The 25,730-nt window shown below is 65.9% G+C and carries 22 protein-coding genes; 7 read left to right on the forward strand and 15 right to left on the reverse strand.

All coding sequences use genetic code 11. The features are described 5' to 3' along the window. Window positions 1–299: 299 nt before the first annotated feature. Window positions 300–2,519, forward strand: a complete 2,220-nt coding sequence (locus tag QX094_RS14855) for a putative bifunctional diguanylate cyclase/phosphodiesterase (RefSeq protein WP_315752237.1) — start codon at window positions 300–302, stop codon at window positions 2,517–2,519. On the opposite strand, the gene ftrA is transcribed toward QX094_RS14855, so the two are convergent. After that, the gene (ftrA, locus tag QX094_RS14860) at window positions 2,493–3,524 is read right to left on the reverse strand and encodes a transcriptional regulator FtrA (RefSeq protein ID WP_316187971.1); all 1,032 of its coding nucleotides are present in this window, start codon (window positions 3,522–3,524) and stop codon (window positions 2,493–2,495) included. The genes QX094_RS14855 and ftrA overlap by 27 nt on opposite strands. 99 nt (window positions 3,525–3,623) lie before the next feature. On the opposite strand from ftrA, the gene QX094_RS14865 reads away from it, so the two are divergent. Beyond that, window positions 3,624–4,022, forward strand: a complete 399-nt coding sequence (locus tag QX094_RS14865) for a rhodanese-like domain-containing protein (protein WP_316174517.1) — start codon at window positions 3,624–3,626, stop codon at window positions 4,020–4,022. A gap of 125 nt (window positions 4,023–4,147) precedes the next feature. Here the strand turns inward: QX094_RS14865 and QX094_RS14870 are convergent, their stop codons facing one another. Both QX094_RS14870 and lepA read right to left on the reverse strand, forming a co-directional pair. Then, window positions 4,148–6,115 (reverse strand): methyl-accepting chemotaxis protein, encoded by a 1,968-nt coding sequence (locus QX094_RS14870; protein ID WP_315752234.1) that lies wholly within the window; start codon window positions 6,113–6,115, stop codon window positions 4,148–4,150. A 151-nt stretch (window positions 6,116–6,266) separates the two neighbouring features. After that, window positions 6,267–8,078 carry a translation elongation factor 4 gene (gene lepA, locus QX094_RS14875; protein WP_315825850.1) on the reverse strand — a complete coding sequence of 604 codons (1,812 nt, stop codon included), beginning with the start codon at window positions 8,076–8,078 and terminating at the stop codon, window positions 6,267–6,269. Between the two features lie 116 nt (window positions 8,079–8,194). Between lepA and QX094_RS14880 the strand changes: the two genes are divergently transcribed. Continuing rightward, window positions 8,195–9,799 carry a glycosyltransferase family 39 protein gene (locus QX094_RS14880; RefSeq protein ID WP_316174519.1) on the forward strand — a complete coding sequence of 535 codons (1,605 nt, stop codon included), beginning with the start codon at window positions 8,195–8,197 and terminating at the stop codon, window positions 9,797–9,799. A 47-nt stretch (window positions 9,800–9,846) separates the two neighbouring features. Here QX094_RS14880 and QX094_RS34555 read toward each other — a convergent pair whose 3' ends face one another. The 6 genes from QX094_RS34555 to QX094_RS14905 all read right to left on the reverse strand — a co-directional run bounded on the left by QX094_RS34555 (window position 9,847) and on the right by QX094_RS14905 (window position 14,580). Next, window positions 9,847–10,380 carry a putative immunity protein gene (locus QX094_RS34555; RefSeq protein WP_410052689.1) on the reverse strand — a complete coding sequence of 178 codons (534 nt, stop codon included), beginning with the start codon at window positions 10,378–10,380 and terminating at the stop codon, window positions 9,847–9,849. An 89-nt stretch (window positions 10,381–10,469) separates the two neighbouring features. Next, window positions 10,470–10,799, reverse strand: coding sequence for an HPr family phosphocarrier protein (locus QX094_RS14885; RefSeq protein WP_316174521.1), 330 nt, complete (start codon window positions 10,797–10,799; stop codon window positions 10,470–10,472). Continuing rightward, window positions 10,796–11,197, reverse strand: a complete 402-nt coding sequence (locus QX094_RS14890; RefSeq protein WP_006611446.1) for a PTS sugar transporter subunit IIA — start codon at window positions 11,195–11,197, stop codon at window positions 10,796–10,798. The genes QX094_RS14885 and QX094_RS14890 overlap by 4 nt, the downstream gene beginning before the upstream one ends. A 195-nt stretch (window positions 11,198–11,392) precedes the next feature. Beyond that, window positions 11,393–11,854 (reverse strand): HPr kinase/phosphatase C-terminal domain-containing protein, encoded by a 462-nt coding sequence (locus tag QX094_RS14895; protein ID WP_316169611.1) that lies wholly within the window; start codon window positions 11,852–11,854, stop codon window positions 11,393–11,395. Then, window positions 11,851–13,656: a sensor histidine kinase gene (locus QX094_RS14900; RefSeq protein WP_316174523.1), complete on the reverse strand. Its 1,806-nt coding sequence runs from the start codon at window positions 13,654–13,656 to the stop codon at window positions 11,851–11,853. Before QX094_RS14900 ends, QX094_RS14895 begins: the two co-directional genes overlap by 4 nt. Before the next feature lie 222 nt (window positions 13,657–13,878). Further along, window positions 13,879–14,580 (reverse strand): response regulator transcription factor, encoded by a 702-nt coding sequence (locus QX094_RS14905; protein WP_006611449.1) that lies wholly within the window; start codon window positions 14,578–14,580, stop codon window positions 13,879–13,881. A 218-nt stretch (window positions 14,581–14,798) separates the two neighbouring features. On the opposite strand from QX094_RS14905, the gene QX094_RS14910 reads away from it, so the two are divergent. Together QX094_RS14910 and QX094_RS14915 are read left to right on the forward strand one after the other, a co-directional pair. Then, window positions 14,799–15,524: a HugZ family protein gene (locus QX094_RS14910; protein WP_316174647.1), complete on the forward strand. Its 726-nt coding sequence runs from the start codon at window positions 14,799–14,801 to the stop codon at window positions 15,522–15,524. A gap of 681 nt (window positions 15,525–16,205) precedes the next feature. After that, window positions 16,206–17,819: a phosphoenolpyruvate carboxykinase gene (locus QX094_RS14915; RefSeq protein WP_316167255.1), complete on the forward strand. Its 1,614-nt coding sequence runs from the start codon at window positions 16,206–16,208 to the stop codon at window positions 17,817–17,819. A 160-nt stretch (window positions 17,820–17,979) separates the two neighbouring features. On the opposite strand, the gene QX094_RS14920 is transcribed toward QX094_RS14915, so the two are convergent. The 3 genes from QX094_RS14920 to QX094_RS14930 all read right to left on the reverse strand — a co-directional run bounded on the left by QX094_RS14920 (window position 17,980) and on the right by QX094_RS14930 (window position 21,875). After that, window positions 17,980–18,795: a thioesterase family protein gene (locus QX094_RS14920; RefSeq protein ID WP_316187972.1), complete on the reverse strand. Its 816-nt coding sequence runs from the start codon at window positions 18,793–18,795 to the stop codon at window positions 17,980–17,982. Window positions 18,796–18,900: 105 nt separating this feature from the next. Then, window positions 18,901–21,408, reverse strand: coding sequence for a glycogen/starch/alpha-glucan phosphorylase (locus tag QX094_RS14925; protein WP_316167260.1), 2,508 nt, complete (start codon window positions 21,406–21,408; stop codon window positions 18,901–18,903). Between the two features lie 218 nt (window positions 21,409–21,626). Continuing rightward, window positions 21,627–21,875 carry a hypothetical protein gene (locus tag QX094_RS14930; RefSeq protein WP_316167262.1) on the reverse strand — a complete coding sequence of 83 codons (249 nt, stop codon included), beginning with the start codon at window positions 21,873–21,875 and terminating at the stop codon, window positions 21,627–21,629. 139 nt (window positions 21,876–22,014) lie between these two features. Between QX094_RS14930 and QX094_RS14935 the strand changes: the two genes are divergently transcribed. Further along, the gene (locus QX094_RS14935) at window positions 22,015–22,446 is read left to right on the forward strand and encodes a hypothetical protein (protein ID WP_315825855.1); all 432 of its coding nucleotides are present in this window, start codon (window positions 22,015–22,017) and stop codon (window positions 22,444–22,446) included. A 95-nt stretch (window positions 22,447–22,541) separates the two neighbouring features. On the opposite strand, the gene QX094_RS14940 is transcribed toward QX094_RS14935, so the two are convergent. Together QX094_RS14940 and pyrE are read right to left on the reverse strand one after the other, a co-directional pair. Then, window positions 22,542–23,366: a DUF2865 domain-containing protein gene (locus tag QX094_RS14940; protein WP_315826184.1), complete on the reverse strand. Its 825-nt coding sequence runs from the start codon at window positions 23,364–23,366 to the stop codon at window positions 22,542–22,544. A 188-nt stretch (window positions 23,367–23,554) separates the two neighbouring features. Then, window positions 23,555–24,112 (reverse strand): orotate phosphoribosyltransferase, encoded by a 558-nt coding sequence (pyrE, locus tag QX094_RS14945; protein ID WP_315752224.1) that lies wholly within the window; start codon window positions 24,110–24,112, stop codon window positions 23,555–23,557. 167 nt (window positions 24,113–24,279) lie between these two features. On the opposite strand from pyrE, the gene QX094_RS14950 reads away from it, so the two are divergent. Then, window positions 24,280–24,906: a glutathione S-transferase family protein gene (locus tag QX094_RS14950; RefSeq protein WP_315715332.1), complete on the forward strand. Its 627-nt coding sequence runs from the start codon at window positions 24,280–24,282 to the stop codon at window positions 24,904–24,906. A 129-nt stretch (window positions 24,907–25,035) separates the two neighbouring features. Here the strand turns inward: QX094_RS14950 and QX094_RS14955 are convergent, their stop codons facing one another. Beyond that, the gene (locus QX094_RS14955) at window positions 25,036–25,671 is read right to left on the reverse strand and encodes a LysE family translocator (protein ID WP_315715333.1); all 636 of its coding nucleotides are present in this window, start codon (window positions 25,669–25,671) and stop codon (window positions 25,036–25,038) included. Window positions 25,672–25,730 lie beyond the last annotated feature (59 nt).

Below are 25,730 nucleotides of genomic sequence, written 5' to 3' on the forward strand. Positions count from 1 at the left end.
CCGGATTGGCGGAACCGGCTGAACACGGCTCAATTGCGTGAGTTCGTTCGGTAAATGAACAATAAGCGCAGGGCCATTGCACGGTATGCGGGTCTTTTCTGGCCCGTGGCAACCGACGTCACTTATCGCTGGTTGTACAGCAGCCCTTGGTTGATCCTCCGCGCAAGTCTCAACTCTCCAAATGCGCGAGTGCATCCACCTGTTCCCGTAACCAGTGGCTGTCGCGCCCTGCATCAAGATACCATTTTTTCAGAAACGTGGCCGAAAACTGCCGTTCGAGAAGGAGAGTGAGGCACGCGATGCGGCCCGTTCGGCCACCCACGGCAAAAAAGCGCAATCGCGTGCCAAGCGCCCGCGATGCAGTTCACCCGGTCAAGCCAAGCCCGAGATTGCGTTGGCACAATTTGCGCAAGCTCGCCCCCGTCGATGAGATCGGCGGCAAGTGCGCCGAAGTGGCGATGGCTGAGGCGAAGAAGGCGCATGATCGGCTCATCGAAGCGATCGACATTCTTCCCGAGGGGATCGTGTTCCTCGACGCCGACGGCCGCTACATTCTCTGGAACAAGAAATACGCCGAAATCTACAACCGCAGCTCGGACCTGTTCGAATCCGGCGCCCGGCTGCAGGATACGATCCGGATCGGCGTTGCCCGCGGCGACTATCCGGAAGCCGCGGGCCGCGAGGAGGAGTGGATCGCCGAGCGGCTCGAAAAGCTGTTTCATCCGAGCGGTCGCCATGAGCAGAAGCTGTCGGACGGCCGTACCATCCTGATCGAGGAGCGTCTGACCGGCGATGGCGGCATCGTTGGCCTGCGCGTCGACATCACCGAATTGAAGCAGCGCGAGGAGTCGTTCCGCCTGCTGTTCGACGGCAATCCGGTGCCGATGATCGTCTGCGCGACGGATGACGGGCGCGTGCTCGGCGTCAACGAAGCGGCGGCCCAGCATTACGGCTACAGCCGGGACGCCTTCGAGCGGCTCAGCATCCGCAGCCTGCAGGCCTATGATAGCGAGCCGCCCTGGGCAGGCGAGCAGTCCAGCGAGGAGCAGGCGGCGCGCACCTGGAAGCATGTCCGCGCCGATGGCGCCCTGATCGATCTCGCGATCTATTCGCGCCATCTCGTCCACAACGCCCAGCCCGCGGTGCTGCTGGCGCTGATGGACATCACCGAACGCAAGCGCGCCGAGGCGCGGCTCGCCTTCCTGGCCCAGCACGACGCACTGACCGGCCTGCCGAGCCGCAACCTGCTGCGCCAGAAGATCGATGACAAGCTCACCCAGATGCGGCGCGGCTCCGAGAAGATCGCCGTGCTGGTGCTCGGCCTCGATAATTTCAAGTCGATCAACGATACCCTCGGCCACGCGGTCGGCGACCGGCTGTTGCGCGGGGTCGGCAAGCGGCTGCGCTCGGTCCTGCGTCAGGAGGACATCGTCGCGCGACTGAACTCCGACGAGTTCGCGGTGGTGCAGGGCGGGCAGGCGCGGCCGGAGGATGCGGCCCAGCTCTGCCGCCGGCTGCTGGAGGCGATCGCCGATCCCTATCTCATCGACGGCAGTTCGGTGACGATCGGTGCCACGATTGGAATCGCCATGGCGCCGAACGATGGCGACGACGCCGAGAAGCTGCTCAAGAATGCCGACATGGCGCTGTCGCGCGCGAAGAACGAGACGCGCGGCTCCTTCAGCTATTTCGAATCCGGCATGGATGCGCGGGCGCAGAGCCGGCGCAAGATCGAATCCGAGCTGCGCGAGGCCATCCAGCGCGACGTGCTGCAGCCGCATTATCAGCCGCTGATCGACCTCTCGACCGGACGCATCACCGGTTTCGAGGCGCTGGCGCGCTGGCCGCATCCAGAGCGCGGCATGATCCCGCCGTCGGAGTTCATCCCGGTCGCCGAGGAGACCGGCCTGATCTCGGCGCTCGGCCGCGCGATGTTGCGGCACGCCTGCAACGACGCCGCGAAATGGCCGGACGACGTCCGTGTCGCCGTGAACATGTCGCCGCTGCAGTTCCGCGTCGGCAACGTGCTGTCGCTGGTGATGGACGTGCTGAAGCAGTCGGGCCTGCCGCCGAGCCGGCTCGAGCTCGAGATCACCGAGACGCTGGTGCTGGAGAAGAGCGGCCAGGTGCTGGCCACCCTGCATGCGCTGCGCGCGCTGGGCGTGCGCATCTCGATGGACGATTTCGGCACTGGCTATTCCAGCCTGAGCTATCTGCGCAGCTTTCCGTTCGACAAGATCAAGGTCGATCAGTCCTTCATCCGCGGTCTCGCGGCCAATCGCGAGGCGCAGGCGATCGTCCGCTCGATCGTCAGCCTGGGCAAGGGGCTCGGCGTCATCATCACGGCCGAAGGCGTCGAGACGGAGGCGGAGCTGCGCTGTCTGCGCGCCGAGGGCTGCCATGAAGGGCAGGGCTATCTGTTCAGCCGGCCCCGGCCCAATGTCGACATCGTCCGGCTCTTGCAGGCGCAGCGGGATGCCATGGACGGTACCTCACCCGGCAACGCGCTGGTGGCTTGAGCGAGCGACGTTGGCCGATGTTGGACGCGCCTCGAAGCGCCGCCGATAGGCCGCGGGCGACGTTCCGACGATGCGCCGGAAAGCGACGCGAAACGTTTCGAGCGACCGGTAGCCGCACTGCGCCGAGATGTCCGCCAGGGAGAGCGTCGCATTCTCCAGCAGCTCCCGCGCCCGCGTCATGCGCTCCTGCTGCAGCCAGGCCGCAGGGCTCGCGCCCGTGCTGTCCTGGAACGACCGCAGCAAGGTCCGCTCGCTCATCCCGGCGCGTTTTGCCATCGCGCTGACCGCAATCGGCTGCTCCAGTCGCCCCCGTGCCCAATCCATGACGGCGCCGATCGTCCGTCCCGGGCGGGCCTGGACCGGTGCGACGACGTATTGCGCCTGCCCGCCGTCCCGGCGCGGCGGCATCACCAGCCGCCGGGCAACGCTGTTCGCAACCTTGCTGCCGAAATCGCGCCGGACCAGATGCAGGCAGGCGTCGATGCCCGCAGCGCTGCCGGCCGAGGTGATGACATTGCCCTCGTCGACATAGAGCGTGTCCTCTTCGACGCGAATATTCGGATAGAGCCGCTTCAGGTCGGGAATGTGCCGCCAATGCGTGGTGGCGCGCCTGCCGTCGAGCAGGCCAGCGGCGGCCAGAACGAACACGCCGGAGCAGATCGACAAGCACCGCGCGCCGCGCGCGGCCGCCTGCGCGATGGCGCGCAGCAGGCGCTCGGGCGGCCGCTCGGTGCGATCGCGCCATCCTGGAACGATGATCGTGCTGGCTTGCTTCAGGCGTGACAGGGGCGCGCCGGCCTCGACCACGATGCCGCCGGTCGCGCGGGCACGCCGCGCTTCGGCAGAGACCACCGTGAACCGGTACCAAGGGAAGTCGAACTCCGGCCGCGGCAGCCCGAAGACTTCGACCGCGATGCCGAACTCGAACGTGCACAGCCCGTCATAGGTGATGACGGCGACCAATCCCGGATTCGGGTGTGGAGCATGGGTTGCGGCGCGGGGCATTGGCGGAAACTTACCGAACTTTGTCCGATCCGTCACTTGGGTCGCCCCGGGTAGCGCGCGAGATTGGAGGAGCTCACGCAACGTCGCAGGAGAGAGACGATGACGACCCATGTCACCGAGGTGCCCGCAGCCCCGTCAGCCCAGGCGCTCGCCCATTTCGAGGCGATGCTCTCATTCGAGACCGATTGCTGGGACGTGCACGAGAGTCTGCATGCAGCAGCTCCGGACTTCATCCTGGTGGATGTCAGGGGCCCGGCCTCGTTTGCCAAGGGGCACATCACCGGCGCCATCAACATCCCGCACCGGATTATGACCGCGGAGCGGATGGCCGAGTACGCGAAGGACAGGCTGTTCGTGGTCTACTGCGCCGGCCCGCACTGCAACGGCGCTAACCGCGCCGCGATCCGGCTTGCGCGGCTGGGACGGCCCGTGAAGATGATGATCGGCGGCATCACCGGCTGGCTCGACGAGGGCTTTGCACTCGCGACCGGCGATTGAAGCGGAGGCCCGGCTGTTACCTCATCACCAGCGTCGTCCCCGCGAACGCGGGGACGACACCGATTTTGGAGCTCGCCGCCTTGGAAGGCTGCGAGCCAAGAGGGCGGGATGGCGAAAGTCGCTCGCTACGCCGCCTTGCGCAGGCCGGCGAGGAAGGTGTCGACGCTCTTGAACAGGTCGTTCGCACGCTTGCCGAGGTCGCGCGTGGCGACCATGACGTGGTCGGCGAGCTCGCGTGACTGCTCGGCGGCGTCACTGGCGCCGACGACGTTCTGCGATACCTCGTTGGTCCCGGACGCCGCCTGCTGGACGCTGCGCGCGATCTCGCGCGTCGCCGAGTCTTGCTGCTCGACGGCGGCGGCGATGGTCGCGGCAATGCCACTGATCTCCTGGATCGTTGTGCTGATGCCGCCGATGGCGGTCACGCAGTCGGACGTCGCGGCCTGGATCGAGGTGACCTGGCCGGCGATCTCCTCCGTCGCCTTGGCGGTCTGTCCGGCCAGCTCCTTGACCTCGGCTGCCACGACCGCGAAGCCGCGGCCCGCCTCGCCGGCACGCGCCGCCTCGATGGTCGCGTTGAGCGCCAGCAGGTTGGTCTGGCTCGCGATCGCGTCGATCAGGCGCAACACGTCGCCGATCCTCTCGGCGGCTGCGGCGAGGCTGCCGACCATCTCGGTGGTCTGGCGCGCCTTGACGACCGCGGCATCGGCCACCTTGCTGGAATGCGCGACCTGGCGACCGATCTCGGTCACCGAGGAGGCGAGCTCCTCGGAGGCCGCAGCGACGGTCGACACGCCGCTCGAGGCTTCCTCGGACGCGGCAGCGGCGGCCGCTGCGCGCTGCGAGGTGCCGTTGACGCTGACCGTGATCTCGTGGACGACGCGCTCCATGTCCGCCGTGGCCTTGGCAACCGAGGACACCACGCCCTTGACGTCGGCCTCGAACCGGTCGGCCATCTGCCGCTGCAGCGCCTGCTTCTCCTGCTCGGCGCGGTGTTGCGTCGCCTCCTGCGCCTCGCGCAGGCTGGCCGTCTCGATCATGTTGCGGCGGAACACGTCGACCGCCTGCGCCATCGTGCCGAGCTCGTCCTTGCGCTGGCCGCCGGGGATCGCGACCTCGGTGTCGCCGCTCGACAGCCGGTGCATGACGGCGGTGATGGCGACCAGCGGGCGCGAGATGCCGCGAGCGACGAACAGCGCGACGATGACGGCGAGCAGCAGGATTACGACCGTGCCGATGATCAGCTGCTGCTGCGCGCTGGCGGCGGCGGCCTCATAGGCGGTGGTGTCCTTGATCAGCTCCAGCACGGCGATCGGGTCGCCGGCGTAGTTCCTGATCTGGCCAGCATAGACCGCGGCGGGCTTGCCGGCCAGGGTGGCATCGCGCAGCAGCGCCGTGCCCTTGAACACCGCGAGCACCTCGTCCGGGGTGGCGACGGTCTCGTCGCCGAACGTCGAGGACAGCCGCTTCGGCTGGCCGTCGTTGATCCAGTAGACGGCGAGATCGATGCCGAAGCGCTGCTTGGCGCGCTCGACGAATTCCTTGCCGAAGGCGGCGCCGACGTCGACGGTCGCGATCACCTTGCCGTCGCGCACGATCGGGGTCATGCCGAAGATGCCGAGCGACAGCCGGCTCTGCTCGACGCCGGCGATCAGGCGGCCGGTCTGGTTGGCCTGCACCACGGTGATGCGGCGCTTCGAGGTGTCGTCGCCGAACACCTTGGGCTCATGCACGCGATAGAAATTGGTGGCCGGCGGCGCCCATACGTTCACCAGCGGAATGCCCTGCGCCTTCAGCGACGTCATGGCGCCGCCGAGCAGGGCGCCAAGCGCGTCGCGGTCGCCCTTGAGGTAGGCGTCGGCGATCGGGGGCAGCGCCGCCAGGGTGGAGCTGACCGCCAGCGCGGCGCGGCCTTCATAGTCGATGCCGGCCGACACGCTGTCGAACTGCAGCTTGAGTTGCTGCTCCAGCGCCAGTCGGGTCAGAGCGCGCTGCTGGATGACGGAGAAGGTGCCGAGCACGGCACAGGCGATGGCGACGGTCAGCGAGAGCGCGATGATCAGGCGGGCGGAGATCGACCGGAGGCGGGACATTCGGGGCATTCCTTGCTTTGCAGCAAGGGTCTCAGGATACCATTAAGGAACAGATACCGTAGTTGCACGGGAGCGCTGGTTCCGCTTTGGAATCCGGATTTTCTTCAGCCTATCGTGCTGATGAAACCAGAGAGGGGGGCGGGCCCGCGCCTCAGCTATCCACCTTGAGGGCGGCGATGAAGGCTTCCTGCGGGATGTCGACCTTGCCGAACTGCCGCATCTTCTTCTTGCCTTCCTTCTGCTTCTCCAGAAGCTTGCGCTTGCGGGTGATGTCGCCGCCGTAGCACTTCGCGGTGACGTCCTTGCGCAGCGCGCGCACGGTCTCGCGCGCGATCACCTTGCCGCCGATCGCCGCCTGGATCGGGATCTGGAACATGTGCGGCGGAATCAGGTCCTTCATCTTCTCGACCATGGCGCGTCCCCGGCCTTCGGCGCGGGTCCGGTGCACCAGCATCGACAGCGCATCGACCGGCTCGTTGTTGACGAGGATCTGCATCTTGACGAGATCGGCCGGCTTGTAGTCGGTCAAATGATAGTCGAACGAGGCGTAGCCCTTGGAGACCGATTTCAGCCGGTCGTAGAAGTCGAACACCACCTCGTTGAGCGGCAGGTCGTATTTGACCATCGCGCGGCTGCCGACGTAAGTCAGCTCCTTCTGATTGCCGCGGCGGTCCTGGCAGAGCTTGAGCACGCTGCCGAGATATTCGTCCGGCGTCAGGATCGTCGCCTCGATCCAGGGCTCCTGGATCTCGGCGATCTTGACCACGTCGGGCATGTCGACCGGGTTGTGGATCTCGATCTCCTCGCCGTCGGTCAGCTTCATCTTGTAGATGACGCTCGGCGCGGTCGCGATCAGGTTGAGATCGAACTCGCGGGAGAGACGCTCCTGGATGATCTCCAGATGCAAGAGGCCGAGGAAGCCGCAGCGGAAGCCGAAGCCGAGCGCGGCGGACGTCTCCATCTCGAACGAGAAGCTGGCGTCGTTGAGCCGGAGCTTGCCCATTGCGGCGCGCAATGTTTCGAAATCATCGGCATCGACCGGGAACAGGCCGCAGAACACGACCGGGATGGCCGGCTTGAAGCCCGGCAGCATCTCCGAGACGGGCTTGCGGTCGTCGGTGATGGTGTCGCCGACGCGGGTGTCGGCCACCTCCTTGATCGCGGCGGTGATGAAGCCGATCTCGCCGGGCCCGAGCTCGTCGACCTGCGTCATCTTCGGCGTGAAGAAGCCGACGCGCTCGACGTCATAGGCGGCCCCGGTGCCCATCATCCGGACGCGCTGGCCCTTCCTCATCACGCCGTCGACGATGCGCACCAGCACGACGACGCCGAGATAGACGTCGTACCAGCTGTCGACCAGCAGCGCCTTCAGGGTCGCCTCGCGGTCGCCCTTGGGCGGCGGCAGGCGGGTGACGATCGCCTCCAGCACGTCGGGAATGCCAAGGCCGGTCTTGGCGGAGATCATCACCGCGTCGGAGGCGTCGATACCGATCACGTCCTCGATCTGCTGCTTGATCTTCTCGGGCTCGGCCGCCGGCAGGTCGATCTTGTTGAGGACCGGGACGATCTCGTGATTGTTGTCGAGCGCCTGATAGACGTTGGCGAGCGTCTGCGCCTCGACGCCCTGGCTGGCGTCGACCACCAGCAGCGAGCCCTCGCAGGCCGCCAGCGACCGGGAGACTTCGTAGGCGAAGTCGACGTGGCCGGGCGTGTCCATCAGGTTGAAGATGTAATCCTTGCCGTCCTTGGCATGGTAACGCAGGCGCACGGTCTGCGCCTTGATGGTGATGCCGCGCTCGCGCTCGATGTCCATCGAATCGAGCACCTGCTCCTTGCCCGCCATCTCGCGGTCCGACAGCCCGCCCGTCATCTGGATCAGGCGGTCGGCCAAAGTGGACTTTCCATGGTCGATATGGGCGACGATGGAGAAGTTGCGGATGTTGGGAATGGGGGCGGTCGTCATGGGTCGCGCAGATAGCACCCCAAGCCCCTCACCAGCAACCATATTGCTGAATTTCCAGGGGCTTTCTTCACGGCAAGCTGATTCCCCGCGCCGCCAAAACAGGCTACCGAGGGCGGATGTCGAGTACCTCTCTTCCGCCTCTCGCGGCGCGCATGCGCGGCCGTCTCGGACCGCGGCGAATCTCCGCCTGGCTGGTGGCGCGCGCCACGGCGCCGGCAACGTCGATCTGGGTCGTCGTCACCTTCGCGATCGTCCATGCCGTGCTGTGGACGGCGGTCCTGACCAATCTGAAGGCGGCGCAGGACGTCCACATGGACGTCGCCGAGGCCTATGCCTGGGGCAGCCGCTTCCTGCTCGGCTACGGCAAGCATCCGCCGCTGTCGGGCTGGATCGCCGGGCTGTGGTTCGCGGTGTTTCCGGTCAAGGACTGGGCGACCTATGCGCTGGCGATGGCCGTGAACGGCAGCGGCCTCGTCATCGTCTGGCTCGCGAGCCTCAAGGTGGTCGACCGCCGCCGCGCCTTCTTCGTCGTGGTGATGGTTGCGCTGTACCCGATCTTCAATTTCAAGGGCTTCAAGTACAACGCCGACCTGGTCCAGCTGCTGACCCTGCCGCTGCTGGTGCTGGCCTATCTCAACGCGTTCGAAAAGCGCAGCGCCGCCTCCGGCCTGTGGCTCGGCCTCGCCGGCGCGGCGGCGCTGATGACCAAATACTGGGTGCTGACCATGATCGGCGCCATCGGCCTTGCGGCGCTGCTGCACCCGGAACGGTTGCGCTTCCTGGCGTCGCCCGCGCCGTGGATCGCGATCGTCACCATGCTGGTGGCGATGATCCCGCATCTGGTGTGGCTGTGGCGGGTCGATTTCGTCGCCATCACCTATGCCGGGGATGTCTATACGCTGTCGGATCGCGGCCGCGCCGCCGAGCTCGTGCTCGGCTATGTCGGCCACAATCTGGCGCTGCTGGCTTTGCCGGTGGCGCTGGCGGCGCTGGTGATGGCCTGGCCGCCGCGATTCGCCTTCCGCAACTGGCGCGGCGGTCCCAATCCTGGCGTGAATGTAAGCCAGGCGATCAATGTTTGGCTGGTGCAGGCGATCGTTGCCGTCGGGCCGCCGCTCGGCGGCCTCGCCTTCACGATCTACATGAAGACCGATTGGGGCATCTCGCTGTTCTTCCTGGTGCCGCTGGCGCTGGTCGCAATTCCCGCGCTGCGGCTGCGATCGGTCATGCTGCCGCGGCTCGCCGCCGTCTGGCTCGTCCTGTCGCTGCTCACGCTGATCGCCTCGCCCTGGATTGCCCGGCGCGAGATGGCCGCCAATCCGAACGGCGCCACCGGCTATGGCGCCCGTTCGGAGCTGGCGCGGGAGCTGACCAAGGCCTGGCATGCCCGATTCGGCTCGCCCTGGCCGCTGGTGGCCGGCTTTGCCGAGATGAACACGCCGATGACCTTCTACAGCCCGGACCACCCAAGGCCGTTCACGGTGCCCACCACGCCCGAGGAGACCTGGAGTTCCGGCCTGAGCGCGCTGGAGGACCTCAAGCGCGAGGGGTTCATCGGCATCTGCGACACCACCGACAACCGGATCGCGGCCTGCGAGGCCTGGATGGCCAAGGAGGCCCCGAAAGCCGAGCCGCTGGTCATGACCACGCAGCGCTTCTTTCACGGCCAGGCGGGCCCTGCAATCGTTTGGAAGGTGTATATTCAGGCATCGGGGGGATAGCTCCGCGGTCGTCCCGGCCAAGCGCTCCTGCGCGCGAGGCCTCCCGATCACCGGAGCAGGGAATCGAGCTGGCGGATCAGCTCTCCGACCCGGCCTCCTCCGGGCGGCGGACCAGGATAACGCCTGAGGACGTCCACGACCTCTCGAGAAGCAAGGAGCCGTGATCGCGCGAGGTAGTCAGTGCCGACGGCGGGAACGTCTCCGGCCGAGATTTCGAAAGCTCGCGCCGCGTGGCCGGCAGCTCCGAGGATGTGCTTGACCTGGGAAGGGTTCGCGAGGGGATGAAGGAAGCCCGCGCCCGCCGCGGCAAGGGCAGCGCGAGCGGCCTCATAGGCCGCGCGCAACCCTTCATCGCGGGCTTCGATTGCCGCCCGCTGCGCCGCCCACGCGCTATCCCGTAGGGATTTGCTCCGACTCCCGCCGCTCGCAAAGCTTCGGGCGGCCTGTATTGCGGCTCGTGCACGAAGATCATCCGGTCGGTCGCGTTCGAAGATCGCCAGCGCCGGATGTGCAGAGAGGGCCGCGTATTCAGCCACGGCTCGCAGGTCTGCCTCGCTCAGCCGAATAGTGCTACTGGACATGCCATCCTTACCGCGTCGCTATGCGAGGATAGGCGCAAATCGGGTAGAATGCCCCATTGCGGCATGGCGAAACGCGTTTCGGGAGGCCCTTACACGCCTTCTTCGTGGAACTTGTCGTTCACCAGGTCGGTGATCGCCTGCAGCGCGGCCTCCGCCTCGGGCCCGGTGGCGGAGACCAGGATCTTGGTTCCCGGCGCCGCCGCCAGCATCATCAGGCCCATGATCGAGCGGCCGCCGACGGTCTCGCCGCCGCGCGTCACCCAGACCTCGGCCCGGAACTTCTCGACCATCTGCACGAATTTCGCCGAGGCCCGCGCATGCAGGCCGCGCTTGTTGGTGATCAGCAGCTCTCGCGAGATGGCTCCGGCAGGGACAGCCGGGCCGGCGACGTTGTCCTGCTGAGCATCCTCGTCGCTCATTTGCCGGCGAGCACCCGGCTGGCGATGGTGACGTATTTGCGTCCCGCCTCCTGCGCCATCGCGATGGCGTCGGGCAGCGAGCGCTCCTCGCGCACCTTGGCGAGCTTCACCAGCATGGGCAGGTTGATGCCCGCGAGCACCTCGACCTTGGGCCGGCTCATGCAGGAGATGGCGAGATTCGACGGCGTGCCGCCGAACATGTCGGTGAGAATGGCGACACCGTCGCCGGTGTCGACGCGGTTCACGGCTTCGATGATGTCGCTGCGACAGAGATCGGAATCATCGTCGGCGCCAATCGTGACCGCTTCGATTTGTTTTTGAGGACCCATGACGTGTTCCAGCGCCGCCCTGAACTCGTCGGCGAGGCGCCCATGGGTCACCAGTACCAGGCCAATCATCGGATACTCCTCGCGGGCGCCTTGGGTGCACCGCACGAACGCGCCACTTTGACCATCCGGAGCCCTCGCGCAAGAGGGCATATTCGCGAGTCTCCCGGATTCTGGCATACAGAATGGGAGGGGGCGGCGGTCTACTCGGTCGCGATAGTGGGGCTGATATGGTTACCAATTTGCCCCACACAATCGGCCGAAAGATTACCGGAACATGAAAGCTTGAGTGGTAATTAGTTCCGCCACAACCAGCGGGAGGGGTGAGAAACCCGGGCCGACAGGTATCCGTGGCAATTCGATACCGTTGAGATGAATCCGAAGCGATTCGGCGTTCGGCAGGCGGGCAGCGTCCTCGGCCATCAGGTCAACCACAAGCCCAAGTTTCGCCTCCGACACATGGTCGCAGGCGCGGATTCCAAGGCCGCGGATCTCGATCAGCCCGGCCAGAGCGGGCGCGGGGCTCACCCACATTTCCCCGCCGCGTGTGGCGAGATGAACACGGTCGTCGCCCACCAGAACCGTTGGCGGCAGCTGTCCCGCGCGTCCGGCGAGGATCAGATCGAAGGCGAGTCGGGATTTACCGGAACCGGAGGGGCCCCGGATCAGGACGGCCTGCTCCCCAACCTGGACGGCAGACGCATGGATGCTCGCCGTTTCGTTCGTCACGACGCCGGCAGCCGGACGACGAAGCGAGCCCCGGCCGAGGTCGGATGTCCGTCGGCGTCAACAGGGCCGGGCCGGTTCTCGGCCCAGATCCGCCCGCCATGGGCGTCGATGATCTGCTTGGAGATCGACAGGCCCAGCCCGGAATTCTGGCCAAAGCCCTGGTGCGGCCGGTCGGTATAGAACCGCTCGAAGATGCGCTGCAGGGCGTCCTCGCGAATGCCGGGGCCGTCATCATCGACGGTGATCTCGATCTCCGAGCGCACGCGCCGGCAGGTGATGCGCACCTTGCCGCCGGCCGCGGAGAACGATTGCGCGTTCGACAGAAGGTTGGAGATCACCTGGCCGAGCCGCGAATCATGCCCGGGCACCGAGAAGGTGTCGTTGGCGCCGCGGCCCTCGAAGCGGACCTCGACGGTGACGTCGGTGCCGAGCTTGGTCTCGTTGGCGACCGAGGTCAGCGTGTTCAGCAGCCGGCGCAGATCGACCAGGGTCATGTCCTGGCGCTGCAGCTCGGCATCGAGCCGGCTGGCGTCGGAAATGTCGGAGATCAGCCGGTCGAGCCGCTTCACGTCGTGCTCGATCACGGCGAGCAGGCGGGCGCGGCTGTTGTCGTTGCGCGCCAGCGGCAGCGTCTCGACCGCCGAGCGCAGCGAGGTCAGCGGGTTCTTGAGCTCGTGGGCAACGTCGGCGGCGAACATCTCGATCGCCTCGATGCGGTTGTAGAGCGCGTCTGTCATGTCGCGCAGCGCCCCGGAGAGATGGCCGATCTCGTCGCGGCGGCGGGTGAAGTCGGGAATCTCGACGCGGGTCTTGATGCGGCGGCGGACCCGCTCGGCACTGTCGGCGAGCCGGCGCACCGGACCGGCGATGGTGCTGGCGAGCAGCAGCGACAGCACGATCATGACGGCGGAGGCGACGCCGCCGACCTTCAGAATGGCAAGACGCTCGGCGGTGACCATCTGGTCGATGTCGTCGCCCTGCGTCGACAGCATCAGGGCGCCGTGGATGGTGCGCGAGCGCTGCACCGACACCGCGACCGAGACGATCACTTCGCCGCGCGAATTGACCCTCACCATGCTGCGCTTCTGGCCCTTCAGCGCGTCGGCGACTTCCTCGTAGCCGTTGCCGTTCTCCGGGCCATATTCGCGGTACAGCGGCAGGTCGCCGCGATTGAGCCAGGTGCGTACCGAGATCAGCGCACGCTCGACGAAGCCGGGCTTCTCGCTCGACGGCGGCGGCAGGTCGAAGCGCAGCACGTTCTCCAGGTTGCGGCTGTCGAGCAGGAGCCCGCCATTCGGATCATAGATGCGCGCGCGCGTCTTGGTCGGCGAGATCAGCGTGCGCAGCACCGGCGCGACGCGTTCCGGATTGATCGGGAAGTCGAGCGGCGAATATTCGTCCGGCGCGCCGTAGCTCTCGCCGGGCTTGAGATCGAGCAGGCGCTCGGGATCGATGGTGATGGTGTTGGTCTGCACCGTGGCCGAGGCGGCGATGGCGCCGGCGATGATCTCGGCCTGCACCAGGAGGCTCTGCGCACGCGCATCGATCAGGCCGGCGCGGAACTGCGACAGGTACAGGATGCTTGCAACCAGTGCGAGCAGGCCGGCGATGTTCAGCGAGACGATGCGGCGGGTGAGGCTCGAGAACGACAGCGCGAACAGGAACTGTCCGGCGCGGCGCAGCCAGCTCAGCGGACGCTGCCAGCCGGAGACGTGCGGGGTCTCGTCCGCCGCCTCGGACGCGATCGCGGCGGCGGCGTCGTGGGCATTCACGGCTGGGTCAAGCTGCGTGCGATCGAGCAATGTGAGTGCTCCGATTCCGAATTTCGTAGGGGTTGTGCGGCGAATTCCCGCGAGAACTCGACTTGCCGCACCCGAATTCGCCGCAACAATGGCCCCGTTCCGGCATCTGCGCTCGGACAAACGCGCAGGAGGCGTAGCCTATCCAATCGAGACCGCGACGTCAGCGCGCAATTTCGCATGACGTCGCGCAAGGCAATGCTTCAGGTCCCTTGCTGCAGGGCTTCAGGTTTCCTTGAAGCGATAGCCGACGCCGTAGAGGGTCTCGATCATCTCGAACTCCTCGTCGACCATCTTGAACTTCTTGCGCAGCCGCTTGATGTGGCTGTCGATGGTGCGGTCGTCGACATAGACCTGGTCGTCATAGGCCGCGTCCATCAGCGCATTGCGGCTCTTGACCACGCCCGGACGCTGCGCCAGCGCCTGCAGGATCAGGAACTCGGTGACGGTCAGCGTGACCGGCTCGTTCTTCCAGGTGCAGGTGTGACGCTCCGGATCCATGCGCAGCAGGCCGCGATCGAGCGCCTTGGCGTCGTTCTCCTTCGGCAGCGCCGTCGGATCCTTCGGCTGCGAGCGGCGCAGCACGGCCTTGACGCGCTCCACCAGCAGGCGCTGCGAGAACGGTTTGCGGATGAAGTCGTCCGCGCCCATCTTCAGGCCGAACAGCTCGTCGATCTCCTCGTCCTTGGAGGTGAGGAAGATCACCGGCAGGTCGGACTTCTGGCGAAGCCGCCGCAACGTCTCCATGCCGTCCATGCGCGGCATCTTGATGTCGAGGATGGCGAGGTCAGGCTGGCTGGTCCGAAAACCGTCGAGCGCCGACGCACCATCGGTATAGGTCATGATCCGATAACCCTCGGCCTCGAGCGCGATGGAGACGGATGTCAGAATGTTGCGGTCGTCATCGACCAAGGCGATTGTGGGCATGAGCCTGCTTTCAGAGTCTGGTTACGCCGAGACTTCGAGAATCAAGATAAGGGCCGCATATTTGGGCTTCGAACATGGTCAACGAGCAATGCAAGCTGGGCTGAAGTGTGACCGAGTTCCACAAATACCATGGCAAAGTCTTGTGCCGCGCCCAGGTTTGTGGCCCGTTTAGCCGAAAAAAGGCCTTCATTGCAACTGGATGGACGAGGGAAAAGACGATGTCTGCGAGCTTTAACCCTAACCGCGTGACGCAATCCCTGCTGCGCCGAAGCCGGCAGGGCGCACTTGCGACCTTGATGGTTGGTACGGGCGATCCCTACTGCTCCCTCGTCAACGTCGCCACCGCGTCCGATGGTGCTCCGATCATCCTGATCTCGCGATTAGCTGTACACACCAGGAATCTACTTGCCGATTCGCGCGTATCGCTGATGCTCGACGAACGGGCGCCGGGCGATCCGCTCGAGGGAACTCGCATCATGCTGTCGGGCAAGGCCGAGCAGGCCACCGACGACAATCGCGAGATGATGCGCCGTCGGTATCTCAATGCGCATCCGTCCGCTGCGGACTATGCGGATTTCGCCGACTTCTCGTTCTTCGTGATTCGTCCGTCAGGCGCGCATCTCGTCGCCGGATTCGGCCGCATCGTCGATCTCAAGCCCGAGCAGTTTCTCACGGATATCTCCGATGCTGATGAACTGATTCTGGCAGAGCAGGGCGCTGTCGATCACATGAACGAAGATCACCGTGAGGCGCTCGCCCTCTACGCGACGAAGCTGCTCGGCGCCGAAGCCGCGGAGTGGCGGTGTAGCGGCTGTGACCCGGAAGGATTGGATCTGATGGCCGACGGCAAGACGCTACGGCTCGGGTTTCCCGAGCGCGTAACCACGCCCGGGGCGTTGCGCAAGATGCTTGTGCGGCTTGCTGACGAGGCACGCGCGAAGTGAGGTGTAGTTCGAGCCCGCTTTGATGGCTGTGCTCATCCTCTCGTGACGAAAGACGACAAAGTTCACGCATGAACGCAGTTGCGGTGAAGCTCGATGAGTACGCTCCCTGTCCAGCGGAGGGCAAGCGCCGCGCAAACCCATGGCGTGGGCGCGAGTGAGCTCGTTGACGTCGCGGCCGGGCGAAGTCGGGATTATGTGATCCCGCAAGCGCGAGGCAATCGTGAATGGAAGCTGGCTGATCGGGTGGGCGACGACACGGCTGATCACCGACGCATTCCGTCGGCTCGGGCGGCGTCCCTTGATCGGTTGCAGCGAGGCGGTGCGACGGGCGTTGGCCGGATGCTCGGTCTTCGCCTTGGTCTTCGCTTGCCGGCGCGAATTCGTCGATTTGAGCGTCGTTCGTCGTTCTCGTGAAACCCAACCGCGCTGATATATCTGTTGCGTTGCAGCAACTCAGCGGGGCGCAGGCGGCTGCTGCTGGAATGTGCATGGAGCGGCAAAACATGAGCTACGTACATCACGGTTTGCCAATAACCAATTGGGCCGGATCGTCTTGGCAAGACCAGCGTTGATCAGTATTAGGTCGGCGACCGCGCTTCGATAAGGCGATGTAACGGCAACGGTCACCGCGCAACGCGCGCGACTGCGCGCAACAGATGCGGGCTCTCAGGAGGGATCTTCGTGCAAGAGACGGGTATTCGCAACGGCGCCTTCGGTGCCGACAAGTTCGGCTTAAAGAACCTCAAGCAGGTGCACTGGAATCTCGGCGCTCCCCAGCTCTATCAGTATTCGCTGGCGGCGGGCGAGGCGGTGCTGTCGGCCGACGGGGCGCTGTGCGCGGATACTGGCGAGTTCACCGGCCGCAGCCCGAAGGACAAGTTCACGGTGCGTGACGCCTCCACCGAAAAGATGTGGTGGGCGGGCAACCAGGCGATCACGCCCGCGCAGTTCGAGGCGCTGCATCAGGACTTCATCAAGCACGCCGAAGGCAAGACCCTGTTTGCGCAGGATCTCTATGGCGGCGCCGATCCGAGCTTCCGCATCAAGACGCGCGTCTTCACCGAACTTGCCTGGCATTCGCTGTTCATCCGCACGCTTCTGATCCGCCCCGAGAAGATCGAGCTCGACACCTTCGTGCCGGAGCTCACGATCATCGACATGCCGAGCTTCCGTGCCGACCCGAAACGCCACGGCGTGCGCTCGCAGAACGTCGTCGCGATCGATTTCGCCCGCAAGATCGTCCTGATCGGCGGGTCCTATTATGCCGGCGAGATGAAGAAGAGCGTGTTCACCACGCTCAACTACTACCTGCCCGAACGCGGCGTGATGCCGATGCACTGCTCGGCCAATGTCGGTTCGAACGGCGACACCGCTGTCTTCTTCGGCCTGTCCGGCACCGGCAAGACGACGCTGTCGGCCGATCCGAACCGCACCTTGATCGGCGACGACGAGCATGGCTGGGGACCGTCCGGCGTGTTCAACTTCGAGGGCGGCTGCTACGCCAAGTGCATCAAGCTGTCGCAGGAAGCCGAGCCGCAGATCTATGCGGCGTCGACCCGGTTTGGTGCGGTGCTCGAGAACGTCGTGCTCGATGAGGATACGCGCGTTCCCGATTTCGACGACGGCTCCAAGACGGAGAACACCCGCTCGGCCTATCCGCTCGACTACATCCCGAACGCCTCGCGCACCGGCCGCGCGCCGCATCCGAAGAACGTCGTGATGCTCGCCGCCGACGCCTTCGGCGTGCTGCCGCCGATCGCAAAGCTCTCGCCGGCGCAGGCGATGTACCACTTCCTGTCCGGCTACACCGCCAAGGTCGCGGGCACCGAGCGCGGCTTGGGCTCCGAGCCGCAGCCGGAATTCTCGACCTGCTTCGGCTCGCCGTTCCTGCCGCTCGATCCGTCCGTCTACGGCAACATGCTGCGGCAGCTGATCGCCGAGCACAATGTCGACTGCTGGCTGGTCAACACCGGCTGGACCGGCGGCAAGTATGGCACGGGCTCGCGCATGCCGATCAAGGTGACGCGCGCGCTGCTGACGGCGGCGCTCGACGGCAGCTTGCGCAACGTCGAGTTCCGCACCGACAAATATTTCGGTTTCGCGGTGCCGACCGCGCTGCCGGGCGTGCCGACCGAGATCCTCGACCCGGTCAACACCTGGAAGGACAAGGCCGAGTTCGACAAGACTGCGCGCGCGCTGGTCGGCATGTTCCAGAAGAATTTTGCCAAGTTCGAAGCCCAGGTCGATGCCGAGGTCCGTAACGCCGCGCCGGATCTGAAGCTGGCGGCGGAGTAGGGCTGCAAACGTCAAGGGGGCGGTCGCGTTGCGGCTGACCCCACATTTTCCCGCTCCGCCCCGTTCAATGCACGAGAGGCGCGAGCTCAAGCCATACCCACAGCTGTCGTCCCGGCTCAAGGCCGGGACGACGCCGTTTTCTTGGCTTGCGTCCCGGCTTTCACGCCTTGAAATACGCGATCTGCGTCGTCGTCGCGAGCAGCCGGCCGGACGGCGACCATAGCTCGCCGTGTTGGTCCTGGTAGCTGCGGTTGAACACCTTGGCGTCTGCGGTCGCGAGCACGTGCGTGATGTCCTCGGCCGCGAGCTCGTCCCGGCTGACGTGGAAATAGGTCGTCAGCGACACCGTGCCGAACGGCACCAGCTCGCCGCGGGCGTGGAAGACGCGACCGAAGAAGGCGTCCGACATCGATAGCACCGACAGGCAGTCGAGCTTGCGCGGCTTGCGGTCGGAGATCCACAGCCGGGAATAGCTGCTGTGCGGCTCCCCCGACGATGCACCAAACGTTGGACGGCCCTCGATGAAGCGGAAATCGTACTGCTTGGTCCAGGACATGTTCGTGTCGGGATGTCGCTTGACCTGATCGAACGGCGGCGCCTCGGGCTTTGTGGCCGGCTGATGCGACCAGGACGGCCGGCGCTCGGCGAACACGGCGGTGGCGAGCGTCGCCGCGTCAGAGTCGCCCTGGCTCAGCTCGACGCACCAATGCTGCGAGGAGCGGTTGGCCTTCACCAGCCGCACGTCGAGATCGAACGGCCCTTCCGCGATCGGCGCGCAATAGTTCACCGTCACCGCCAGCGGATCGCCCTGAATTTGCGGATGCTGGATCAACGCGCGCAGCACGGTCGCCGCCGTGACGCCGCCAAACGGGCCGACGAACGCCCAGTAATCCGGGCTGGTCCGTCCCTGCCAGCGGCTGTCGCCGGCGGTGACGCGGGTGGCCTCGTCGAACAGGTGAGCTGGCGGTTCGGTCATGCATTCCTCCCGACGGTCATCGTATGATGGCCGTCAGATGAAACGCAATGGAAGGCCTCTGCAATGACGTCATGGGTCATTGCTGAAGGCGAGGGGAAGGGCCCGTCACGCCCGCTGCGCTTGCACCGGCGCCATCGCCAGCCCGACCGGCACGTTCCAGATGTCGTCGGCATATTCGCGGATGGTGCGGTCGGAGGAGAACCAGGCCATGCGCGCGACGTTGAGGATCGAGGCGCGGGTCCAGGCCGGCACGGTCTGCCAGCGCGCATCGATGCCGCGCTGGGCCTCGTAGTAGGAATCGAAATCGGCCGAAACCATGTAGTGGTCGAGATGGCGCAGCGCATGGGCGATCGGCTCGAACCGGCCGGGTTCGTCCGGCGAGAACGCGCCGGACGCGATCGCATCGATCGCGCGCGCCAGCCGCGGTGACCGGTGGATCACGTCGGACGCGTCCAGTCCCTGCTTGCGGCGGAGCATGACCTCGTCGGCCTCCATGCCGAAGATCGCGATGTTGTCGGCGCCGACATTGTCGCGGATCTCGATATTGGCGCCGTCCAGCGTGCCGATGGTAAGGGCGCCGTTCAGCGCCAGCTTCATGTTGCCGGTGCCGGACGCCTCCATGCCGGCGGTCGAGATCTGCTCGGACAGGTCGGCTGCGGGAATGATCGTTTCCGCCAGGCTGACATTGTAGTCGGCCATGAACACGACCTTCAGCTTGCCGCCGATCGCGGGATCGTTATTGACGACCTCCGCGACGTCGTTGATCAGCTTGATGATCAGCTTGGCATAGCGGTAGCTCGCCGCCGCCTTGCCGGCGAAGATCTTCACCCGCGGCACCCAGTTAGCTTGCGGGTCGTCCTTGATGTCCAGATACAGCGCGACCGCTTCGAGGATGTTCAGGAGCTGGCGCTTGTATTCGTGAATGCGCTTGATCTGCACGTCGAACAGCGCGCCCGGGTCGAGGCGCACGTTCATGCGCTCGCCGATCAGACGCGCCAGCTGCACCTTGTTGTGGTGCTTCACGGCGCGGAACTTCTGGTGGAAGCCGGCGTCGGCGACGTAGCTCTCGAGACTCGAGAGCAAGGTCGGATCGTCGACGACGGCGTCGCCGCAGGCCTCGCGCAAGAGGTTCGTCAGCTTGGGATTGGCGAGGGTCAGCCAGCGGCGGAAAGTGATGCCGTTGGTCTTGTTGGTGATGCGGCCGGGATAGAGATGGTTGAGATCGTGGAACACGGTCTCCTTCATCAGGTCGGAATGCATCGCCGAGACGCCGTTGATGCGGTGCGAGCCGACGAAGGCGAGCTGGCCCATGCGCACGCGGCGGCCGCTCTTCTCGTCAATCAGTGACACCGAGGCGCGGTAGTCGATGTCACCCGGTGCGCGCTGCTCGGCGAGCGCGAGATGCTGCGCATTGATGCGATAGATGATCTCGAGATGGCGCGGCAGCAGCCGCTCGAACAGCTCGACCGGCCAGGTCTCGAGCGCTTCGGGCAGCAGCGTGTGGTTGGTATAGGACAAGGTCGCGATGGTGATCTTCCACGCCTCGTCCCAGCGGAAATTGTGCAGGTCGACCAGGATCCGCATCAGCTCGGCCACGGCGAGCGAGGGGTGCGTGTCGTTGAGCTGCACCGCGGCCTTCTGCGCCAGGCTGCGCAACTGGCCGTCGGAGCCGAGATGGCGCTTGACGAGATCTTGCAGCGAAGCCGAGACGAAGAAATATTCCTGGCGCAGCCGCAGCTCGCGTCCCGCCGGGCTCTCGTCGTTCGGATACAGGAATTTGCAGATCGCCTCGGCGCGCGCTTCTTCTGCCGAGGCGCCGAGATAGTCGCCGGAGTTGAACACGTCGAGCTTCAGCGGATCGGGCGAGCGCGCCGACCATAGCCTGAGCGCATTCACGTGCTGGCCGCGCCAGCCGACGATCGGCGTGTCATAGGCCACCGCCTGCACGGTCTCGCCTGGATGCCAGATCGCGCGAGCCCGGCCCTTGTCGTCGATGTGCTCGACGCCGCCGCCGAAATGAACGTGATAGACCACCTCGGGGCGCTGGAACTCCCAGGGATTGCCGAACGACAGCCAGACGTCGGGATATTCGTGCTGCCAGCCGTCGACGATGACCTGGCGGAACAGGCCGAAATCATAGCGGATGCCGTAGCCGATCGCAGGGATCTGCAAGGTCGACATGCTCTCCATGAAGCACGCCGCGAGCCGTCCGAGGCCGCCATTGCCGAGCGCGGCATCGGGCTCGCATTTGCGCAGGTCCATCAGGCCGACGCCCAGATCGCCGAGCGCGGTCTCGAACACCTTCATCAGGCCCATGTTGTTGAGCGCGTCGGTGAACAGACGGCCGATCAGGAATTCGAGGCTGAGATAATAGACCCGCTTGCGCCCGGCGTCGTAGCTCTCCTTGTCCGCGGTCAGCCAGCGATGCACGATGCGGTCGCGCAAGGTCAGCGCCGCGGCGTGGTACCAGTCCTGCTGCGTCGCCTGGCTCGCCTCCTTGCCGATGGCGAGGCGAAGCTTGGCCAGGATGTCGCTCTTGATCTCCGCGACCGCCAATTCGTCGACGGGCTGGCCGGTGCTTACGAAGCTGCGCTGGGACGGCTGATCTGTCACCTTGGAAACCTGTGATGCTACGAGGAACCGGTAAAAGCATACGATGGTTGCGCGCGGTCCGAAACCCGGGGAAAGGCTGGTCCGCACAGCAAGGTGATGGAAAATGATGCAAAAACGGGGCCGGAGTTCCGGGGGCGGAACGCGCTAGGATGGTGCAGGTGCGTCGTGGAGTTGAGGGCTCTCCCCATCGTCATCCCGGCGAAAGCCGGGATCCAGACTCACCTTGTGAGGCGAGCGACGAACATCTGCTCGATCCGACGGCGCCAATCCGGCTCGTATTCCGCGTTCATGCCTTCGGCCCGCAGCACGGCCGCGGCGAACGCCTGCGGAGAGGGCGGTTGGCCGTCCAGCATCAGGTCGTCCGCGGTGAGGCGGCTGCAAAAGCCCCAGTCCACGCATAGGCCGCGCAGCAGCCAGTCGAGACGCTTGCGCAGGGCTGCATCGGTTTCGGTGTTGGAATTCTCCATGAGAGCGGCGCGCCTCCTTTGAGAAGGGATGGACAATCGGCTAGGAACAAATTAAGAACAACTTAGCAAGCGATCGTTTATCCTGACAGCGATTCGATCCGCCAGCCCCCCGGCATCAGTGCATCCCGCGAGGACACCCATGTCCAATATCGCCTTCGATCCCCTGGCCCTGACCCGCATTGCCGACTTCGCGCGCAGCCTGACGCGGCTGCACAAGGCCGCGCGGCGGCGGGCCATCGACGACGACCAGATCGACCGCGCCTTCAACGCCGTCTGCATGTCGGTCTGGGGCTACACCACCGACGACATTTCCGACGATCTGTTCTCGGCCACCGACCACACCTTCCTCGATGGCCTCGACGAGGCGCGGGCGCGCATCTTCGCCGCCGAGCAGGGCTACGACCTGGTCGACGACGAGGGCATGCTGACCGATTGGTGGGGCTTCTGCTGGATGATCCTGGCCGAGAAACGCGGCCTGCTGACGCCGGACAACCGCGCCGCCGCGCGGGCGGCGATCGAGGAGAAATATCTGGAAGCGCCGAACGTCATCGGCGTGATCGTCGCGCGCTAGGTCAGCATTCCGTCATTGCGAGCGCAGCGAAGCAATCCAGGGTGGTGTGCGGGACTCTGGATTGCTTCGCTGCGCTCGCAATGACGAGTCCGGGCTCAATCCACATCCGCGCGCTTGGCGCGGCCGGTGGCCGGCTTCGGCGCGATCGTCAGCGGCGGCGCGACGCTGACATTGCTGGCGCTGGCCTCCGGCGGCGGCATCGCGGCGAGCGCATCGGCCGCCAGCATCTCGGCGCGCACCGGTGCGACCTTCATCTCGCTCAGCTTGGCCCGCATGTCCGAGTTCAGCCCGGGATAGGAGGCGACCGGCTTGAAGTCGGCCGGCTGGCTGCCGCCGCCGCGCGGGCCGGAATAGGCGACGAGCCCGTCGCTGGTCGCGACCACGTCGCCGGGCCGCAGCGAGGTGTCGAGCGACAGATCGACCGGCGCCAGCCCGGCCGGATCGCGGCCGTTGCAGGTGCAGTCGGCGCGCAGCGCCTGGCGATAGGCGAACGCGTTCTCGCTGTCGGCATAGCGCTCGCCGTTCGCCGCCGTGGCGTAGTCGATGTTGGAGCCGAAATAGATCTTGGTCGGGCTGGCCGGGCAGAACGCCTGGCACATCTGCGCCGGCGAGGCGAGGCCGCGGGTCAGCGGAAAATAGCGGCCGTCGCAGACGCGCACGCAGAACGCCGCGCCGGATCCGCCGCTCGCGGCGCGCGGCTGGGCGGGGGCCTGCGGGTTGGTGCCGAACGGATCGGCGAAGAAGCTGCCTTGCGCCGCCGGCCGCTGCGATTGCGGCTTGGTGAAGCCGCCGAACAGGAAGTCGAACAGGCCCTGGGCCGACGCCATTCGCGGCGCCAGCGCGCCAGCCGCGACGAGGCCGACCGTCGCCGCGACAGCGACGTGGCGGGACCTCCGCCGAAACGACAACACGCTACGCAACGCCCGCTCCATCGCCAGGATCTTCACCGCAAAGCCACGCCGTGACGCGGCAACCCGCGTCGCTCGATCATGTGCGATCGAACGTGCCTTGCCCAAGGCATGGCGCCATCAGCTTTGCGGTAACCTTAACGGGCGTTGGTAAATGAGCGGTATGCGCGGGCGGCGAATTGCGCCGCGCGCCAGGCGCCTCAGAGGAATTCGTGCGCCTTGTAGAGCGCCCGGAACGGCAGGCCGGCCTGGGCGAAGGTCTCGGCGGCGCCTTCCTCGCGGTCGACCATGGTGAACACCAGCGCCACCTCGGCGCCGGCCTCGCGCAGGGTTTCCACCGCCTTCATCGCCGAGCCGCCGGTGGTGGTGACGTCCTCGACCACGACGATGCGTTTTCCCGCCAGGGTCTCGTCGCGGGTCAGGCCTTCGATCGCGAGCCTGGCGCCGTGCTCCTTCGGCTTCTTGCGGACGAAGAAGGCCGCGATCGGATGGCCCTTGATCCAGGAGATCTGGGCGATCGCGCCGGCGAGCGGCACCGCGCCCATCTCCAGGCCGCCGATATAATCGAAGCCCTCGTCCTTCAGCGCCTCATAGGTGAGCTCGGCGAGCAAGGTGGCGCCCTCCGGGTCCATCATGGTCGGCTTCAGGTTGAAATAGAAATCGCTCTTGCGGCCGGAGGCCAGCGTGACCTCGCCACGGCCGAACGAGCGCCTGCGGATGATCTCGAGGAGGCGGGCGCGGGAGGCGGATTTGGACACGGCGTTTCCCCTGAGGGTGGATTCTTGGGTGGCGCAATCTATCGGGGGCGGGCGGCGGAGACCAGCCGCCACGATGTCCCATCAACAACGGTACGTTTGAAGCCGGATGCAGTTTCGAGCTAATGGAGCCCGCGACCAAGCAAGGACGGTTGGGAAGGATGCCCCGCATGACGATCGAGCTGTACACCTGGAACACCCCAAACGGGCGCAAAATCTCGGTCGCGCTGGAGGAGATGGGGCTGCCCTACCGCGTCGTTCCGGTCGACATCACCAAGGGCGCCCAGATGGCGCCGGAATTCCTGGCGATCAGCCCCAACAACAAGATCCCGGCGATCGTCGATCCCGACGGCCCCGACGGCAAGCCGGTCAGCGTGTTCGAATCCGGCGCCATCCTGCTCTACCTGGCTGAGAAGACCGGCCAGTTCCTGCCGAAATCCCTCGCCGAGCGGATCCCGGTCTATGAATGGCTGATGTGGCAGATGGGCGGTTTCGGCCCGATGCCCGGCCAGGTGCACCATTTCATCGCGCTGACCAACGAACAGGACCGTGCCTACGGGCTCAAGCGCTACATGGCCGAGACGGTCCGGCTCTATGGCGTGCTCGACCGCCGGCTGGCGCAGCACGAGTTCGTCGCAGGCGCTCTCTCGATCGCCGACTTCGCCATCGTCGGCTGGGCCTGGCGCCACCCGCGCCACAAGGTGGATCTCGCCGACTTCCCGAACGTCAAGCGCTGGTACGATACCCTGATGGCCCGCCCCGCCGTGAAGCGCGGCATGGAAGCGAAGCTGGACTGAGAAGCTCATCGGCCGTTCCTTGCCGACGATGACTTCCGAGATCTTTCGGCACGCGCGGTGCCCCCTCTCCCGCTCTCGTCCGCCTTTGCCGAGAGGCTTCGGCGGACAAGGCGGGGGAGCCGATGGAAATCACCCCCGCCGCGCCTCCAGCGCCATGCGCACCGCAAGTCCCGCGAGCACCGTGCCCATCAGATAGCGCTGCACGAGCGCCCAGCTCGGCCGTGTCGCCAGGAACAGGGCAATCGATCCTGCCGCCATGGCGATCATGGCGTTGACGCTGACGCTGATCACGATCTGGATCGCGCCGAGCACCACCGACTGCGTCAGTACGCTGCCGACAGCGGGATCGATGAACTGCGGCAGCAGCGCCAGATACAGCATCGCGATCTTCGGGTTCAGCAGATTGGTGGCGAGCCCCATCAGGAACAGCCTGCGTGGGCTGTCGATGGCGAGCGTCCTCACCTGGAAGGGCGAGCGTCCACCCGGCTTCACCGCCTGCCACGCCAGATAGAGCAGGTAGGCAGCGCCGGCGAGGCGCAGCGCGTCATAGGCGAACGGCACGGCAAACAGCAGCGCCGTGATGCCGAACGCCGCGGCCAGCATGTAGACCAGAAAGCCGACGGCAACGCCGCCGAGCGAGACCAGGCCCGCGACGTGACCCTGCGTGATCGCGCGCGAGATCAGATAGATCATGTTCGGCCCTGGTGTCAGCACCATGCCGAGCGAGACGAGGGCGAAGGCGAGCAAGGATGATGTGTGCGGCATCACTGGTTCGATGATCGGGATCTCTGCCGCTGCTTTAGCGCGGACGATCACGCATCGTC

The organism is Bradyrhizobium sp. SZCCHNS1050 (genome assembly GCF_032484785.1).
In the GTDB taxonomy this organism is placed as follows: domain Bacteria; phylum Pseudomonadota; class Alphaproteobacteria; order Rhizobiales; family Xanthobacteraceae; genus Bradyrhizobium.

What these genes read in the sequence shown, in the direction of transcription:
- QX094_RS14930 (WP_316167262.1), bottom strand. Translation starts at nt 21,875, where the DNA reads ATGGAGAATTCCAACACCGAAACCGATGCAGCCCTGCGCAAGCGTCTC.
- QX094_RS14920 (WP_316187972.1), bottom strand. Translation starts at nt 18,795, where the DNA reads ATGACCGAACCGCCAGCTCACCTGTTCGACGAGGCCACCCGCGTCACC.
- QX094_RS14935 (WP_315825855.1), top strand. Translation starts at nt 22,015, where the DNA reads ATGTCCAATATCGCCTTCGATCCCCTGGCCCTGACCCGCATTGCCGAC.
- QX094_RS14905 (WP_006611449.1), bottom strand. Translation starts at nt 14,580, where the DNA reads ATGCCCACAATCGCCTTGGTCGATGACGACCGCAACATTCTGACATCC.
- QX094_RS14870 (WP_315752234.1), bottom strand. Translation starts at nt 6,115, where the DNA reads ATGTCCCGCCTCCGGTCGATCTCCGCCCGCCTGATCATCGCGCTCTCG.
- QX094_RS14865 (WP_316174517.1), top strand. Translation starts at nt 3,624, where the DNA reads ATGACGACCCATGTCACCGAGGTGCCCGCAGCCCCGTCAGCCCAGGCG.
- QX094_RS34555 (WP_410052689.1), bottom strand. Translation starts at nt 10,380, where the DNA reads ATGTCCAGTAGCACTATTCGGCTGAGCGAGGCAGACCTGCGAGCCGTG.
- lepA (WP_315825850.1), bottom strand. Translation starts at nt 8,078, where the DNA reads ATGACGACCGCCCCCATTCCCAACATCCGCAACTTCTCCATCGTCGCC.
- QX094_RS14910 (WP_316174647.1), top strand. Translation starts at nt 14,799, where the DNA reads ATGTCTGCGAGCTTTAACCCTAACCGCGTGACGCAATCCCTGCTGCGC.
- QX094_RS14890 (WP_006611446.1), bottom strand. Translation starts at nt 11,197, where the DNA reads ATGATTGGCCTGGTACTGGTGACCCATGGGCGCCTCGCCGACGAGTTC.
- QX094_RS14880 (WP_316174519.1), top strand. Translation starts at nt 8,195, where the DNA reads ATGTCGAGTACCTCTCTTCCGCCTCTCGCGGCGCGCATGCGCGGCCGT.
- QX094_RS14955 (WP_315715333.1), bottom strand. Translation starts at nt 25,671, where the DNA reads ATGCCGCACACATCATCCTTGCTCGCCTTCGCCCTCGTCTCGCTCGGC.
- QX094_RS14855 (WP_315752237.1), top strand. Translation starts at nt 300, where the DNA reads ATGCGGCCCGTTCGGCCACCCACGGCAAAAAAGCGCAATCGCGTGCCA.
- QX094_RS14885 (WP_316174521.1), bottom strand. Translation starts at nt 10,799, where the DNA reads ATGAGCGACGAGGATGCTCAGCAGGACAACGTCGCCGGCCCGGCTGTC.
- QX094_RS14950 (WP_315715332.1), top strand. Translation starts at nt 24,280, where the DNA reads ATGACGATCGAGCTGTACACCTGGAACACCCCAAACGGGCGCAAAATC.
- ftrA (WP_316187971.1), bottom strand. Translation starts at nt 3,524, where the DNA reads ATGCCCCGCGCCGCAACCCATGCTCCACACCCGAATCCGGGATTGGTC.